The organism is Streptomyces sp. TRM68416 (genome assembly GCF_014596915.1).
Classification (GTDB): domain Bacteria; phylum Actinomycetota; class Actinomycetes; order Streptomycetales; family Streptomycetaceae; genus Streptomyces.
The window spans coordinates 284,670-298,930 of the sequence record NZ_JACVWU010000001.1 but is presented as its reverse complement, the minus strand read 5'-3'; the positions used below and the strand labels follow the sequence as shown (position 1 = coordinate 298,930).

Genomic DNA, 14,261 nt, shown 5'->3' with positions numbered 1-14,261 from the left:
ACTCTCTCCGGCAGCCCCCTGAATACCGGCTTCCCGGGGGACTCAACAGGCCATAACCGGTCACACCGATCACGATGGAAGATGGCATGGGCGAATACGAGACGTCCGGGAGGTCCCATGGCCGATGACACCCGCGCCCGGCACGGCACCGCCGTCCGGGAGAACGTGCCGGGCAACGTCCTGGTCCCGATCGGGGCCCTGCTGCTCGGGATGCTGCTCGCGGCCCTCGACCAGACCATCGTGTCGACCGCGCTGCCCACCATCGTCAGCGAACTGGGCGGCATGGAGCATCTGTCGTGGGTGGTCACCGCGTATCTGCTGGCGTCCACCGCCGCCACCCCGCTGTGGGGCAAACTCGGCGACCAGTACGGGCGCAAGCGGCTCTTCCAGATCGCGATCGTCATCTTCCTCGTCGGGTCGGCCCTGTGCGGCATGGCACAGGACATGACCCAGCTCATCGCCTTCCGCGCGCTGCAGGGCCTCGGCGGCGGCGGGCTGATCGTGCTGTCCATGGCGATCGTGGGCGACCTCGTGTCGCCCCGCGAACGCGGGCGCTACCAAGGGCTGTTCGGCGCCGTGTTCGGCGCGACCAGTGTCCTCGGACCCCTGTTGGGCGGTCTGTTCACCGAACACCTCAGCTGGCGTTGGGTGTTCTACGTCAACCTCCCCGTCGGAGTCGTCGCGCTCGCGGTGATCGCCGCCGCCCTGCACATCCCGCGGCGGACCGCGCACCACGTCATCGACTACCTCGGCACCTTCCTCATCGCCTCCGTCGCCACCTGCCTGGTCCTGGTCGCCTCGCTCGGCGGCACCACGTGGGCCTGGGGCTCCCCGCAGATCGTCGGGCTCGCGGTCCTCGCCGCGGTCCTCGTCGTCGCCTTCGTGGCCGTGGAGCGCAGGGCCGCCGAGCCCGTACTGCCGCTGAAGCTGTTCCGCGTCCGCACCTTCACGCTGTCGGCCGTCATCAGCTTCGTCGTCGGCTTCGCGATGTTCGGCGCGATGACCTACCTGCCGACGTTCCTCCAGGTCGTGCAGGGCGTCAGCCCGACCATGTCCGGGGTGCACATGCTGCCGATGGTGCTCGGGCTGCTGCTGTCCTCCACCGTCTCCGGGCAGATCGTCAGCCGCACCGGCCGCTGGAAGGTGTTCCCCGTCCTCGGCACCGGCGTGACCGCCCTCGGACTGCTGCTCCTGCACCAGCTCGACGAGCACAGCTCCACCGCCGTGATGAGCAGCTTCTTCTTCGTCTTCGGCCTCGGCCTCGGCCTCGTCATGCAGGTCCTCGTGCTGATCGTGCAGAACGCCGTGCCCTACGAGGATCTCGGCGTCGCCACCTCGGGGGCGACCTTCTTCCGGTCCATCGGCGCCTCGTTCGGCGTCGCCGTCTTCGGCACGATCTTCGCGAACCGCCTGGGCGACCAGCTCACCGACGCCTTCCGGGGCACCGAACTCCCCGCCGGCCTCTCGCCGCGGGCCCTGGAGGCCGACCCGCGCGGCATCGCCGAACTGCCCGACGCACTGCAGCCCCCGGCCCTGCACGCGTACGCCACCGCCATCACCGACGTCTTCCTCTACGCCGTCCCCGTCGCCCTCGTCGGCTTCGTGCTGGCCTGGTTCCTGAAGGAGGACCGGCTGCGCGCGTCCGTCACCGCGCCCGACGTCACCGAGACCCTCGCCAGCAACCCCGTGGAACGCTCGTCGTACGACGAGGTGTGCCGGGCGCTGTCCGTGCTCGGCACGCGGGAGGGGCGGCGCGAGATCTACCGGAAGATCACCGAGCGGGCCGGGTACGACCTGCTGCCCGGGGCCAGTTGGCTGCTCCTGCGGATCAGGAAGTACGGGTGGGTGGAGCCCGGACAGCTCGCGGAGCGCAGCGCGGTGCCGCTGCCGGTGATCCTCGCCGCCGCCCGGCAGGTCGAGGAGCGGCGGCTCGCCGTGCGCGAGGGCCTCGACCTCGTCCTCACCGACGAGGGACGCACCATGGCCGACCGCCTCGCCCAGGCCCGCGAGGAGTCCCTGGCCGAACTCCTCGGCGACTGGTGGGGCCCGGACCGCCCGACCGACCTGGTGCAACTGGTCCGGGAACTCAACGGCGAACTGTGCGGCTCGGTCCGCGAGCAGCCCCACAACGGGTCTGCGAAAAGGATCAGTTGAGGTCGCCGCTGCGCAGGTCCTTCGCGAACCAGTGCTCGGCGTACACGTCGTCGTTGTGCGGCTCGGTCTCCGCGTACCCGAGCCGCGCGTACAAGGCCCTCGCCTCCACCAGGTCGTTCCGGGTGTCGAGGATCATCCGTACGGCACCCATCGCGCGGGCGGCGTCCTCGGCGGCCCGGACGAGGAGCGGGGCCGCGCCCTTGCCGCGCAGCGGCTCCCGCACGAACACCCGCGTCAGCTCGGCGGTGTCGGCGTCCAGCAGCCGCACCCCGGCACTGCCGCCGGGCTCGCCCGCACACCACGCCACCAGCAGCCGGCCCTTCGGCGGCGCGAGATCGTCGCCCGTCGCGGCCCCGATCTCCCGCTCCAACTCGTCCGGGTCGGTCCGGCGCCCCTCGTGGAGCAGGTAGTAGCGGTCGCTGACCTCTGTGTAGTAGTCCCGCCACAGGGCGGCGGCGACGGCCGAGTCGGCGGGTTCCGGGGCGACGTTCCAGATCATGGGCCCCATTGTGGCGGCCCCGCAGAAGCCCGGGGAGCCGCGCCCCCGTGCCGTAGCCGTTTGAACTGCCTGCCCGCGGCTACCCGACCCCCGTACCGGTTCGGAGAACCCGGGAAGGCACTCATGTCCACAGGCCTGATCATCGCTCTGATCGTCATAGCGGCGGCCGTACTCGTCATCGCCGCCGTTCTCGCCCTGCGCACCCGCGGCCCGCAGAAGGGCCGGAGCCTGCGCCGCCGCTTCGGGCCCGAATACGACCGGGCCGTGGCCCGGCACGACGGTGACACCAAGGCGGCCGAGCGGGAGCTCGCCGAGCGCGTGGAGCGCCACGGATCGCTGCGGGAACGCCCGCTGGAGCCCGCGCAGCGCCAACAGTACGAGACACGCTGGACGGCGGCCCAGGAACGCTTCGTCGAATCGCCGCGGGAGGCCGTCGTCGAGGCGGACCGGCTGCTCGCGGAGCTGGCCGGCGCCCGCGGCTTCCCCGACGGCGGCCGCTACGAGGAGCAGCTCGCCGCGCTCTCCGTCCACCACGCGGGTCACGTGGACGGCTACCGGCGCGTGCACCGCGCCGCCCACGCGGACAGCGTCGCGGGGACGACCGCCGGGCAGAACGGCGGGCCCGGCACCGAGGAGATGCGCGAGGCCATGATCGAGGCCCGGCAGCTCTTCGAGGAGCTGGTGGGCCCGGCCGAACGGCACCGGCACCGGGCGGGGCGCGACCAGCAGCCCGACCAGTCCGGGAAGCCCGCGGAGAGCCGCGCCCACCACACCCCGTGGGCGTTCAACCGACGTCACGCAAAGGGGAGTTGAGTGACATGACCGAAGCCACGCCAGGCATGGGCACCGGCGCCGGGGCGGCGGCGGAGCGCGCGGCGACCGGGGAGCGTACGGCGGCAGGCGAGCGTACGGCGGACACCGGCCGCACCGGCACCACCGCCACCACCGGCACCACCACCCCGCTCCTCCCGCGCGACGAGTGCGACAAGCTGGAGACGCGTCTCCAGCACGCCCTGTCCGGCTTCGTCGACGGTCCGCGCGCCGCCGTGGAGGAGGCCGACCGCGTCCTGGAGGAGGTCGCCGGACGGTTCACGGAGGCCGTCAGCCGACGCCGGCGCACCCTGCGCGGCTCCTGGCAGGAGGCTGAGACGGGCGAGGACAAGCCCGCCTCGACCACCGACACCGAGCAACTCCGCCTGGCCCTGCGGGACTACCGCGAGCTGGCCGAACGGCTGCTACGCGTCTGATCCGCCGGCCGCCCGGCGCTCCCGCCACTGCCGTACGACGTCCTCGACGTCGTACGGCTTCATGCCCAGCGGAGGGCCGGGCGGCGGCTTGAACATCATGTCGCGGATCTTGGCGTTGACGTCCGTCAGGAGCTTGCGGACGATCCGCTCCGAGGGCGCCTCCAGGGCCGCGGCGAGCGTGTCCTCCGCCTCCTTGCGCAGCGCGAGCGTCGGCGGCAGCACGGCCAGGCCCTCGCGGGCCATCTTCTGTCTGACCCACCACAGTTCGTCGTAGGTGGTGTCGGTCCCGGGCGGCAACGGCTTTCCCGCGCCCGCGAGTCGGGCGAACTCGCCGCGCCGCTCGGCGTCGCGGATCTGCTGGTCCACCCAGGACTCGAACGGAACACCTGGTGGCTTTCGCTCGGTCATGCGTCCATTGTGCCGGACGCGGCGGGGCCGGGCGCTCTATCATGCGGCCGCTGAGTAAGCCCATTTCAGCCGCTGAGTAAGCCCATTTCAGGAGGACCGCACGTGCTCGAACTCACCATGGCCGCCGTCACCTCGGCGGAGGAGGGTGCCACGGCCGGCATGCTCATGGCCGACGCGCCCAGCGAGCCGGGGGCGGTGCTGCGGGTGGGCCGCGACAAGTCCGTGTGCCGGCTTGTGACGCCCGACGACTGGCTGTTCGTCTCCCGGGTGCACCTGGAGTTCCTGTGCGGGCCCGAGGGCACCTGGCAGATCACCTGGCTGCGGGGCTCCCAGGCCGAGCCCTCCTCCGACGTGCGGATCGCCATCGGCGAGTACGCGCAGGCCCTCGCCTACGGCGGCACGATGCCGCTGCCGCGCGGCAGCAGCGGAGAGGTCGTCGTCCAGGACCGCTCCGCGCCGCGCAGCGTCAACGTGGGCTTCTACCACGAGGTTTAGGCCGACAGGCCGACGGGCCTAGCGCACCACCCGCGCCAGCGCGAAGCCGTCGTAGCTCTTTGCCCCGACCGTCTGGATCGCCGTGGCGGCGAGGCGCGGGTGGCTGCCGATCAGCTCGATCGCGGCCCTCGTGCCCCGCACGTCGGGGTCCGTGCTGCCGGGGTCGGCCACCCGGCCGCCGCGGACCACGTTGTCGACGATGATCAGGCTGCCCTCGGCGGTGAGCTTCAGCGCCCACTCGACGTAGTGCGGGTTGTTGGCCTTGTCGGCGTCGATGAAGACGAGGTCGAAGGGGGCCGGGTGCTCGGCGGCGAGCCGGGGCAGGGAGTCGAGGGCCGGGCCCACCCTGATCTCGACCTGCTTGTCCAGACCCGCGCGGGCGAGGTTACGGGCGGCGACCTCGGCGTGCTTCGGGCTGTACTCCAGGGAGATCATCCGGCCGTCGGCAGGCAGGGCGCGGGCCAGCCAGATGGTGCTGTAGCCGCCGAGGGTGCCGATCTCCAGAATGGTGCGGGCGCCCTGGATCAGGGCGAGGAGGTGCAGGAGCTTGCCCTGCGGTGCGGTGACGGCGATGGACGGGAGTCCGGCCGCCTCACTGTCGCGGACGGCCGCTCGCAGCGCGTCGTCCTCGGGGGAGAGATGGGTCGTGAAGTAGGCGTCGACGTCGTCCCAGGTCCGCGAGTCGCTCATCCACCTGTGCCTTCCGTACGGCTGGTCGGAGACCCTGATAGCTGCGCTATGAAACATACTCCGCGCGGTGCGCGGGCCATCGGGCTCCTCACCCGACTATCGTCATTCGGACAAAAGGAGAGCAGACGTCAGGTGAAGCGGGGGTTGCCTGCGTCTCTGTCCGGGGCGGTGCGAGCCCCATAGGGTTCTGGAAGAGCCCCACGCGGGGACGCGTGGGCCGGACGGGGCGGGAGGCCTACGAGGCGTGGCGAATGCAGAGCACAGCGGGCGACCGGCGGATGCATTCGGAGCGACGGCCGTCGGCGCGGCCGGGGCACGCCTGCGCGCGGCCCGTGTCGGGCTGTGGCTGATCGCCGCCGTCCTCGCCGTCCGGCAGGTGGCCGTACCCCTCCGCACGCCCAGCGGAGAGCGGCTGACGGACCTGGAGACCTGGGTCGGCCCCGAGGGCGTCCTGCATGTGAACGGCTCGCTGTACGACTCGACGCGGTTCACGGGCACCCCTTTCGGGGGACTGGTGCTCAAACCCCTGACCAAGTCCGCCGAACAGGCCCTCGGCTGGGGCTGGACCTTCGGCACGCTGCTGCTCGTCGTCGCCCTCGGCCTGGTCGCCGCCCGCGCCCTGCCGCAGCCGGTGAGCCGGCGGACCTCCCTGCTGGCCGCGCCGGTCGCGGTCAGCCTGCTGATGCTGTCGCTGCCGGTGCGCAACAGCTTCTGGCTCGGCCAGACCAGCATCATCCCGGTCCTGCTCGTCCTGCTGGGCTGCTTCGCCGTGCGCGGGCAGCGCGGCAGCGGCGCGCTCATCGGCGTCGCCGCCGCGCTCCAGCCGCCGCTGCTGCTGTTCGCGCCGCTGCTGTGGTTCACCGGCCGCAGACGGGCAGCCGCCGCGACCGGCGTCACGTTCGCCGGAGCCACACTGCTGGCCTGGGCGGCGATGCCGCACGACTCGTACACCTACTGGGTGCACCACATGGCGGGCGCCGGGCTCGGCGGGCGCGCCGACGACCTCGCCAACCAGTCCCTGCACGGCGCTCTGCTGCGGCTGGGCGTGGACGGGCCGCCGGAGATCGCCCTCTTCCTGGTGCTGTCCGCGGCCGTCGCCGTGCTCGGCGTCCGCCGGGCCGTGCGCTACGCCCGTGACGGCCAGCTGCTGCTCGCGGTGGCCGTCACCGGCTGCACCGCCATCGTCGTGACGCCCACGGCCTGGCAGCACCAGCTGCTGTGGGTGCTGCTCGCGGTCGTCGGCCGGGTCGGCCGGAAGGCCTCCGACCGGTACGTGTGGCCGGTCGCCGTCGTCCTGGTGATGACGCTCCCGGCGAAGATGCTGCTGCCGAACATGACGCTCCTGTACCCGCTGCGGGACAACACGGTGCTGCTGGCCGCGCTCGCCGCCGCCACCTTCGTACCGTTCCTGTCGCGCACCTCGCCGTACTACCGGTCGCCGGTCCCCACGCAGTACGCGGCGCCCGTGCCCGCCCGCTTCAAGCACGTGCCGCTGGTGCCGTTCCTGCGCCGGGTGCTGACCCGCCCGAACCTGCTGCTGGAGCTGCTCCTCATCCGGGTCACCTACGCCGCCTACCAGAAGGTCCGGCTCGCGGCGACCGGGGGCAGCAACTCGGCCGGGCGGGCGCGGGCCGAGGCGCACGGACAGCAGATCCTCGACCTCGAACGCTTCCTGCACCTCGACATCGAGTACGCCCTCAACCACGCCGTGGTCAAGGTCGACTTCCTGCGGAACTTCTTCGACTTCTACTACACGTCCTTCCACTTCGCCGTCCCGCTGACCGTGCTCGGCGTGCTGTACTGGCGCCGGCCGGTCGACTACCGCTGGGCCCGTTCCGCCCTCGGCTTCGCCACCCTGCTCGCCCTGGTCGGCTTCTGGCTCTACCCGCTGGCCCCACCGCGCCTGATGCCCGGCCTCGGCATCATCGACACCGTGCACGGCGTGCAGGACTTCTCCAAGCCGGACTACGGCACCCTGACCGCGCTGACCAACCAGTACGCGGCGATGCCCTCGCTGCACTTCGGCTGGTCGCTGTGGTGCGGTCTGGTCATCGCGATCGTCGCGCCGAAGGCGTGGATGAAGTGCCTCGGCCTGCTGCACCCGTTCTTCACGCTCACCGCGATCGTCGTCACCGGCAACCACTGGATCCTGGACGCGGTCGGTGGCGCGGCCGTCGTCGCGGCCGGCTTCGGACTGACGTACCTGCTCCAGGGCCCCCGCGCCCGCCCGACCGAGGAAGCGGCGGTCAGCAGCGAGCCGGAGCCCGTGAAGGACCGTACTCCGAGCTGATCCGGTACGTGCCGGGGGCGGTGACCGTGAGGCGGGTGAACTCGCCCTGGCGGGACAGGCATCCGCGCTCCGCCCGCAGCCACGGGGAGTACACCACCCGCACGGTCACTGTGCCCGCGCGCGGCATGCGGACGACGAGCTCGGCGCCGGTCGTACGGACGACGTCCGCGGGCGGTGACACCAGCGGTACGGCATCCCGCACCCGGAAGATCCGCCAGTGCCGGTCCTGCCACACCGGCTCCAGCCAGTCGGGCCGCCGCTCTCTGATCAGGCGGGCCTCTTCCTCGGCGTAGCCGTCGGGCTTGCCGAGGGGCAGGACGACCAGGCCCACGGCCCAGCGGTCCAGCCAGGCCCGGTAGGTGGCGGCGGAGAAGGTGCCGTCGTAGAACAGGCGGGCGCGTTCCATGTCGAGCTGGCGGTTCCAGCCGCGGGCCATGTTGACGTGCGGGGCGAGTGCGGTGGCCTCGCGGTGGTTGCGGGCCGGGACCACCTCGACCCGGGTGCGGTCGGCGCCGAGGCCCTCCAGGGCCCGTACCACCCCGCGCGTCTCCGCCGCCCAGGCGGGCACGACGGTGGACACCCTCAGATCGTCGGCGGTCTTCTCGCCGACCCAGGCGACGGAGAACACCAGCGCCACGACCAGCAGGGCCCGGCGCACGGTTCGCGTGGTGCCGAGCAGCGCCGCCAGCAGGACCGCCGGCGCGAACAGCTCCGCGAACCGCTCCACGTTCGTGCCGACCGGCGAGGGCACCAGATACGTCAGGACCGTCCCGGCCGCGTACACCGCACCGCTCCACCGGGCCACGCGCCAGGCGCGCGGGGCCAGCACGGTCACGGCGAGCCCCAGCACCACGGGCGGCCACACGCGGGCCGGCGGCATCAACTGCTCCCCGGTGTACGGGAAGAGCAGCGTCGTCGCCCCGACGACGGCGACCGGCGGCAGCAGCAGCGCGGACGCCCGCGCCCAGTCCCGTACGAGGAGCAGGGCGCCGCCCACGACCGCCAGGAACAGACCCGCCACCGGGCTCGCCGCCGTCGCCAGCGCCGCGTACGCCACCGCCGGGGCGATCCGCCGCTCACGGGTGAGCAGCAGACAGGCCGCGAGGCCGAAGGCGACACCGAGCGCGAAGGTCGTCCGGCCGGAGGCGACGTTGCACCACAGGGCGAGGGACGCCAGCAGCGCCGGACCGAGCGGTCGGCGCACGCCCGCGCGGCCGATGAGGACGGCGGCCAGCCAGGACGCGGCGATCCCGGACACCACGGTGACTGTGCGCACCCCGAGCGCCGCCATCAGGTACGGCGAGATCAGGCTGTAGTTCGCGGTGTGCGTCCCGCCGTACCAGAACAGGCCGTACGCCGATCCGCCGTGCCGGGAGGCGAAGTCCGCCCAGGCCTCCTGCGCCGCGAGATCGCCGCCGCCGGTGGCGAGGGCGAACCACCACAGGGCGTACAGGGGCAGCAGGGGCAGGGTGGCGAGCAGCGGGAGGCGGAAGGGGCTGCTCCGCGAGACGGGCGCACGGGCTTCGGGTCGGGTGGCGGTCGTCCCGGCAGGCAGCAGCATCACGAGCGAAGACGCCGTACCGCGCCCTCGCGTTCATCGCGCCCGCGGGTTCATCGCGCCTGCGCGTTCGTCGGCGGTCACGGGGGAGGCAGGAGCGGGGCGCAGGGATGGGGGTGCCCCTGCCTCCCCCGGGTCTGTCGGTCCTGTCAGTCCTGTCAGTCCTGTCAGTCCTGTCAGCCCAGGCTGACCTGGAGGTGCTTGACGCCGTTGATCCAGGCGGAGCGCAGCCGGTCCGGGTCGCCGGCGAGCCGCAGGTCCGGCATCGCGTCCGCGATGGCGTTGAAGATGAGGTCGATCTCCAGCACGGCCAGGGACTTGCCCAGGCAGTAGTGCGGGCCTCCGCCGCCGAAGCCGAGGTGCGGATTGGGGTCGCGGAGGATGTCGAAGGCGTCGGGGTCGGTGAAGACCTCCGGGTCGTGGTTGGCGGCGGCGTAGAAGACGCCGACCCGGTCGCCCTTGCGGATCAGTTTGCCGCCCAGCTCGGTGTCCTGGGTGGCGGTGCGCTGGAAGGCGTTGACCGGGGTGGCCCAGCGGACGATCTCCTCCGCCGCCGTCCGCGGCCGCTCCCTCTTGTACAGCTCCCACTGCTCGGGATGGGTGAGGAAGGCGTGCATGCCGTGGGTGATGGCGTTGCGGGTGGTCTCGTTGCCCGCGACGGCCAGCATCAGCACGAAGAAGCCGAACTCGTCGGAGTTCAGGTTGCCTTCGTCCTCGGCGGCGACCAGCGTGGTGACGATGTCCTTGGCCGGGCACTGCTTGCGGTCGGCGGCCATGTTCATCGCGTAGGCGATGAGTTCGACGGCGGACTGCTGCCCGACCTCCTCGGTGATCGCGTACTCCGGGTCGTCGTACGAGATCATCTTGTTGGACCAGTCGAAGATCTTGGCGCGGTCGTCCTGCGGGATGCCGATCAGCTCGGCGATGGCCTGGAGCGGCAGTTCGCAGGCGACCTGCGTGACGAAGTCGAAGGGGCCGGGGTGGGCACGGGCCTCCTCGGTGATCTTCCGGGCGCGGTTGCGCAGCCGCTCCTCCAGCGCCCGTATCGCGCGCGGGGTGAAGATCCGCTGCACGATCTGCCGGACCCGCGTGTGTTCCGGCGGGTCCATGTTGAGCAGGATCAGCCGCTGGGCGTCGATGGCGTCGCGCTCGATGTGCTCGTTGAAGCGGATGATGGCGGTGTTGAGGGTGGAGGAGTAGAGCTCGGGGTGCGTGGAGACGTACTTGACGTCCGCGTGGCGCGTGACGGCCCAGTACCCCTCGTCCCGGAAACCGGCGACGTTGCCCGACTGGGGGATCCAGCGGACCGGTTCGGCCCGGCGCAGCTCGGCGAACTCCGGCAGCGGGACGCGGTGTTGCAGCAGGTCGGGGTCGGTGAAGTCGAATCCGTCGGGAAGCGCTGGGCAGGGCATGGCGGCTCCAGCAGTCGGCCATCTTTGCGGGCTGTCTGAACGGCTATCTGACGGACCATCAGTTATTGCGCAAAGTAACGGGGGGTCCCGAAGACTGCAAGACCCTTGCGGTGATGGGCGTCACGTCCGCAGACTGCAAGCAGAACTAGAACACGTACTAGTTGTCAGGTCAGCTGGTTCTGGACGAGAGGACCATCCCCCATGGCCGCCGAACCCGTGATCGTCGAAGCCGTCCGCACCCCGATCGGCAAGCGCGGTGGCGCGCTGGCCAACCTGCACCCCGCCTACCTCCTGGGTGAGACCTACCGAGAACTCCTCGGCCGCACCGGCATCCCGGCCGACTGCGTGGAACAGATCGTCAGCGGCACGGTGACCCAGGCCGGCGAACAGTCCGCCAACCCCGCGCGCACGGCCTGGCTCGCCATGGGCCTGCCCTACGAGACGGCTGCGACCACCGTCAACTGCCAGTGCGGCTCCTCGCAGCAGGCGGCCCACATGGTCGCGAACATGATTGCCTCGGGCGTGATCGACGTCGGCATCTCCTCCGGCGTCGAGGCGATGTCCCGGGTGCCGCTGGGGGCGGGTTCGAAGCACGGGCCGGGAAAGCCGTTCCCCGACGAATGGAACGTGGACCTCCCCAACCAGTTCGAGGCGGCCGAACGCATCGCACGGCACCGGGGTCTGACGCGCGAGAACGTCGACGCTCTCGGCCTCCTCTCCCAGGAGCGGGCGGCCGTCGCCTGGGCCGAGGAACGCTTCAAGCGCGAGACGTTCGCGGTACAGGTGCCCACCACGGAGGACGAGCAGCGGGCGGGCCAGGGCATGTGGCGCCTCGTCGACCGCGACGAGGGCCTGCGCGACACCTCCATGGACGCGCTGGCCGGCCTGAAGCCGATCATGCCGACCGCTGTCCATACGGCGGGCAACTCGTCCCAGATCAGCGACGGTTCGGCGGCGCTCATGTGGGCCTCGAAGCGCATGGCACGCGCGCTGAAGCTACGGCCGCGGGCACGGATCGTCGCCCAGGCGCTGGTCGGGTCCGACCCGCACTTCCACCTCGACGGCCCCATCGACGCGACCAAGGCGGTGCTCGGCAAGGCGGGGATGTCGATGAAGGACATCGACGTCGTCGAGATCAACGAGGCGTTCGCGTCCGTGGTGTTGAGCTGGGCGCAGGTCTTCGAACAGGACCTGGCGAAGGTGAATGTGAACGGCGGCGCGATTGCGCTCGGGCACCCGGTGGGGGCGACGGGGGCACGCCTGATCACGACGGCTCTGCATGAACTGGAGCGCGCCGACAAGGAGTTCGCGCTGGTGACGATGTGCGCCGGTGGCGGACTGGCCACCGGCACGATCATTCAGCGTCTGTAGCGGCCCAGTTGAGGAACGTGGTGAAGGTGGCGGGGTCGATGGTGAGGATCGGCCCCGCCGGGTTCTTCGAGTCGCGGATGGCGATGGTGGTGCTCTCCGCGACTTCGACGCAATCGCCGCCCTGGTCGCTGCTGTAGCTGGACTTACGCCAGTTGCTCTCCATAGCGGTCCTCCATCACACGCCGGATCAGCTCCGCCGAGTCCCTCAGTGAGAGTGCGGCGGCCCGGAGATGATCGTAACGGAGTGAACAGTCCTTGACCGTGTCCGGGTTTGCGGTCGGGTGGCCGCTGCCGTATCCCTCGGTGTAGACGATGGTGGGATCACCCGTGAAGCGGTAGAGGTTGAATGAGCCGGTCAGTCCCGCGTGCGCCCCGGCCGTGTAAGGCAGCACCTGGATGTTGATCCGGGGGTTGTTCTCGAAGCTCGTCAGGTGGGCCAGTTGTCCGCGCATGACCTCGGGGCCGCCGATTTCCTGCCGCAGCGCCGCCTCGCTGAGGACCAGCCAGAACACCGGCGGCTGCTCCTTCTCGAAGATGCGCTGACGGGCCAGGCGTACGGCACTGCGGTCGTCGAGGTCGGTGTCGTCCAGCGCGCCGAGCACGGCACGGACGTACGCGGGCGTCTGCAACAGCCCGTGAACCATGCCCATCTGGAACGTGCAGATCTCGGCCGCCCGCACCTCCAGCTCCGCCACCTGCTGGAACCAGGCCGGAAGCTGGCTCCGCAGCACCAGATCGACCAGCCGGGACAGTAACCCGCCCGTCCCCAGCGCCGCGTCCACGCGTTCGCTGAACTCCGGCGTCGGGATCTTTCTCGCCGTCTCGATCTGCCCCACCAGCGAGGCGGTGTAGTTGACGATGTCCCCGAGCTGCTTCTGGGTCAGCCCGGCGGTTTCCCGGTACCGGCGCAGCTCGTAGCCGTAGTAGTCGAGCGGCGAGGCGCCTGGATCCAGGGTGTTGATGTTGGTCACGAACTGCCTCCACTCCGGAGCGTGTTGTGTTCAACCCGTAGCCCAGAGTAGTTGCGCAAGGTCAGCCTCGTACCGTGAACGAATACATTCGCCAGTACGGCATGCAGCTCACGGTCGGTGAGCACTCCGCGCGGCACATCCGCCGTATCGTCCGCTCGCTGCTCGACTCGTGGGAACTGCCGGAGCTGTACGACGCTGCGGCGCTCGGGGTGACGGAGCTGGTCTCCAACGTCGTGCGCCACGTTCCGGACCGCCGCTGCCGGGTGCTGGTGCTGCGGCAGGGTGCGGGGGTGCGGGTGGAGGTGGCGGACGGGGTGGATCAACCGCCGCTCCTGGGGCTCGGGTTGGCGGCGGAGGCCGAGGGTGGGCGCGGGCTGGTGTTGCTGGATGCGGTGGCCTCGAAGTGGGGGGTGGACCGGCGGAGCGGGGGTGGGAAGACGGTGTGGTTCGAGTGCGGCACGTCTGCGTGATCTTCCCGGTGCTGGGTGTGGGCGGTTGCAGGCGGGGTGATTGGCAGATTTGGGCCGTGGAGAGCCCTTGTGACTGGGGCTCGGGCGGGTCCGGGTGGCCCAAATCTGCCAATTCCGGCGTCCGGCTTGCGGCTTGCGGCTTACCGCTTACGAGCCGCCGAAGAACTCCCAGTCCGACCGGTTGGCGCTGCTGCTACTGCTGGTGACGACCCAGTAGTAGCCCGGTCGATGGGCGAGGTACCGGCCCGTGGCCAGGTTCTTGACCTTGCGGCCCTCGTAGAGCCACTTCTGGTAATTTCCGCCGTTGCATTCCAGCCAGTAGACGTCGCCGGAGGAATTGCTGTCGAGGCACTGGTTCGAGTAGGCCCGGCGGATGGTTCTGTCGTCCCGCCGGTCCCACAGCTGCGTCAGATCACCGAAGTTGCAGCTCAGGGCCATTACGTTGCCGTCGCTGCGGGCGGTGACACAGTTCCCGCTCGACAGGTTCTTGATCCAGGTGTTCTCGGCCGCGAAGGCGTTCGGTGCGGAAAGCCCGACGCTCACGGCGGAGGCCGTGAGCGTCACTGTGATGGCTTGTAAGGATCGCTTGATTGTCTGCTTCACGCTTGCTCCGGTTTCTCGGTAGCTGAGTGGCGCGAGAGGGAATTCGGTGAAGGAGACTGAGGGGGTGGCCTACGGGTTCACGGTTCGGTGCGT

Annotated in this window: 15 protein-coding genes; 7 read left to right on the top strand and 8 right to left on the bottom strand. The window is 70.9% G+C overall.

Annotation, left to right across the window (positions count from 1 at the left end):
- Positions 1 to 117 precede the first annotated feature (117 nt).
- Positions 118 to 2,154 carry an MDR family MFS transporter gene (locus tag ICC28_RS01320; RefSeq protein ID WP_188286465.1) on the top strand — a complete coding sequence of 679 codons (2,037 nt, stop codon included), beginning with the start codon at positions 118 to 120 and terminating at the stop codon, positions 2,152 to 2,154.
- On the opposite strand, the gene ICC28_RS01315 is transcribed toward ICC28_RS01320, so the two are convergent.
- Positions 2,147 to 2,653, bottom strand: coding sequence for a GNAT family N-acetyltransferase (locus tag ICC28_RS01315; protein WP_188286464.1), 507 nt, complete (start codon positions 2,651 to 2,653; stop codon positions 2,147 to 2,149). The two genes, ICC28_RS01320 and ICC28_RS01315, sit on opposite strands and share 8 nt — an antisense overlap.
- 123 nt (positions 2,654 to 2,776) lie before the next feature.
- Between ICC28_RS01315 and ICC28_RS01310 the strand changes: the two genes are divergently transcribed.
- Together ICC28_RS01310 and ICC28_RS01305 are read left to right on the top strand one after the other, a co-directional pair.
- On the top strand, positions 2,777 to 3,466 hold the full coding sequence (locus ICC28_RS01310) for a hypothetical protein (protein WP_188286463.1): 690 nt from the start codon (positions 2,777 to 2,779) through the stop codon (positions 3,464 to 3,466).
- A gap of 5 nt (positions 3,467 to 3,471) precedes the next feature.
- Positions 3,472 to 3,900 (top strand): hypothetical protein, encoded by a 429-nt coding sequence (locus ICC28_RS01305; RefSeq protein WP_188286462.1) that lies wholly within the window; start codon positions 3,472 to 3,474, stop codon positions 3,898 to 3,900.
- On the opposite strand, the gene ICC28_RS01300 is transcribed toward ICC28_RS01305, so the two are convergent.
- Entirely contained in the window at positions 3,889 to 4,308 is a 420-nt protein-coding gene (locus ICC28_RS01300) for a DUF1992 domain-containing protein (protein WP_188286461.1), read from the bottom strand. The genes ICC28_RS01305 and ICC28_RS01300 overlap by 12 nt on opposite strands.
- Before the next feature lie 102 nt (positions 4,309 to 4,410).
- On the opposite strand from ICC28_RS01300, the gene ICC28_RS01295 reads away from it, so the two are divergent.
- Positions 4,411 to 4,803 (top strand): FHA domain-containing protein, encoded by a 393-nt coding sequence (locus tag ICC28_RS01295; RefSeq protein WP_188286460.1) that lies wholly within the window; start codon positions 4,411 to 4,413, stop codon positions 4,801 to 4,803.
- An 18-nt stretch (positions 4,804 to 4,821) separates the two neighbouring features.
- Here the strand turns inward: ICC28_RS01295 and ICC28_RS01290 are convergent, their stop codons facing one another.
- Positions 4,822 to 5,493: an O-methyltransferase gene (locus tag ICC28_RS01290; protein WP_188286459.1), complete on the bottom strand. Its 672-nt coding sequence runs from the start codon at positions 5,491 to 5,493 to the stop codon at positions 4,822 to 4,824.
- 244 nt (positions 5,494 to 5,737) lie between these two features.
- Here ICC28_RS01290 and ICC28_RS01285 point away from each other — a divergent pair, with 244 nt between their 5' ends.
- The gene (locus tag ICC28_RS01285) at positions 5,738 to 7,783 is read left to right on the top strand and encodes a bifunctional glycosyltransferase 87/phosphatase PAP2 family protein (RefSeq protein WP_188286458.1); all 2,046 of its coding nucleotides are present in this window, start codon (positions 5,738 to 5,740) and stop codon (positions 7,781 to 7,783) included.
- Here the strand turns inward: ICC28_RS01285 and ICC28_RS01280 are convergent.
- Both ICC28_RS01280 and ICC28_RS01275 read right to left on the bottom strand, forming a co-directional pair.
- Positions 7,740 to 9,344 (bottom strand): hypothetical protein, encoded by a 1,605-nt coding sequence (locus ICC28_RS01280; RefSeq protein ID WP_188286457.1) that lies wholly within the window; start codon positions 9,342 to 9,344, stop codon positions 7,740 to 7,742. The two genes, ICC28_RS01285 and ICC28_RS01280, sit on opposite strands and share 44 nt — an antisense overlap.
- A 173-nt stretch (positions 9,345 to 9,517) precedes the next feature.
- Entirely contained in the window at positions 9,518 to 10,753 is a 1,236-nt protein-coding gene (locus tag ICC28_RS01275; RefSeq protein WP_188286456.1) for a cytochrome P450, read from the bottom strand.
- Positions 10,754 to 10,954: 201 nt separating this feature from the next.
- Between ICC28_RS01275 and ICC28_RS01270 the strand changes: the two genes are divergently transcribed.
- Positions 10,955 to 12,124, top strand: coding sequence for a steroid 3-ketoacyl-CoA thiolase (locus ICC28_RS01270; protein ID WP_188286455.1), 1,170 nt, complete (start codon positions 10,955 to 10,957; stop codon positions 12,122 to 12,124).
- Here the strand turns inward: ICC28_RS01270 and ICC28_RS01265 are convergent.
- Positions 12,108 to 12,287, bottom strand: coding sequence for a DUF397 domain-containing protein (locus ICC28_RS01265; protein ID WP_188286454.1), 180 nt, complete (start codon positions 12,285 to 12,287; stop codon positions 12,108 to 12,110). The genes ICC28_RS01270 and ICC28_RS01265 overlap by 17 nt on opposite strands.
- Positions 12,268 to 13,095 (bottom strand): Scr1 family TA system antitoxin-like transcriptional regulator, encoded by an 828-nt coding sequence (locus ICC28_RS01260; protein WP_188286453.1) that lies wholly within the window; start codon positions 13,093 to 13,095, stop codon positions 12,268 to 12,270. Before ICC28_RS01260 ends, ICC28_RS01265 begins: the two co-directional genes overlap by 20 nt.
- Before the next feature lie 101 nt (positions 13,096 to 13,196).
- On the opposite strand from ICC28_RS01260, the gene ICC28_RS01255 reads away from it, so the two are divergent.
- Entirely contained in the window at positions 13,197 to 13,565 is a 369-nt protein-coding gene (locus tag ICC28_RS01255) for an ATP-binding protein (protein WP_188286809.1), read from the top strand.
- A gap of 147 nt (positions 13,566 to 13,712) precedes the next feature.
- On the opposite strand, the gene ICC28_RS01250 is transcribed toward ICC28_RS01255, so the two are convergent.
- Positions 13,713 to 14,108: an RICIN domain-containing protein gene (locus tag ICC28_RS01250; RefSeq protein WP_188286452.1), complete on the bottom strand. Its 396-nt coding sequence runs from the start codon at positions 14,106 to 14,108 to the stop codon at positions 13,713 to 13,715.
- Between the last annotated feature and the right edge of the window lie 153 nt (positions 14,109 to 14,261).

Coding starts and splice junctions, on each gene's coding strand:
- ICC28_RS01320 (WP_188286465.1), top strand. CDS start 118: ATGGCCGATGACACCCGCGCCCGGCACGGCACCGCCGTCCGGGAGAAC.
- ICC28_RS01315 (WP_188286464.1), bottom strand. CDS start 2,653: ATGATCTGGAACGTCGCCCCGGAACCCGCCGACTCGGCCGTCGCCGCC.
- ICC28_RS01310 (WP_188286463.1), top strand. CDS start 2,777: ATGTCCACAGGCCTGATCATCGCTCTGATCGTCATAGCGGCGGCCGTA.
- ICC28_RS01305 (WP_188286462.1), top strand. CDS start 3,472: ATGACCGAAGCCACGCCAGGCATGGGCACCGGCGCCGGGGCGGCGGCG.
- ICC28_RS01300 (WP_188286461.1), bottom strand. CDS start 4,308: ATGACCGAGCGAAAGCCACCAGGTGTTCCGTTCGAGTCCTGGGTGGAC.
- ICC28_RS01290 (WP_188286459.1), bottom strand. CDS start 5,493: ATGAGCGACTCGCGGACCTGGGACGACGTCGACGCCTACTTCACGACC.
- ICC28_RS01280 (WP_188286457.1), bottom strand. CDS start 9,344: ATGCTGCTGCCTGCCGGGACGACCGCCACCCGACCCGAAGCCCGTGCG.
- ICC28_RS01275 (WP_188286456.1), bottom strand. CDS start 10,753: ATGCCCTGCCCAGCGCTTCCCGACGGATTCGACTTCACCGACCCCGAC.
- ICC28_RS01270 (WP_188286455.1), top strand. CDS start 10,955: ATGGCCGCCGAACCCGTGATCGTCGAAGCCGTCCGCACCCCGATCGGC.
- ICC28_RS01265 (WP_188286454.1), bottom strand. CDS start 12,287: ATGGAGAGCAACTGGCGTAAGTCCAGCTACAGCAGCGACCAGGGCGGC.
- ICC28_RS01255 (WP_188286809.1), top strand. CDS start 13,197: ATGCAGCTCACGGTCGGTGAGCACTCCGCGCGGCACATCCGCCGTATC.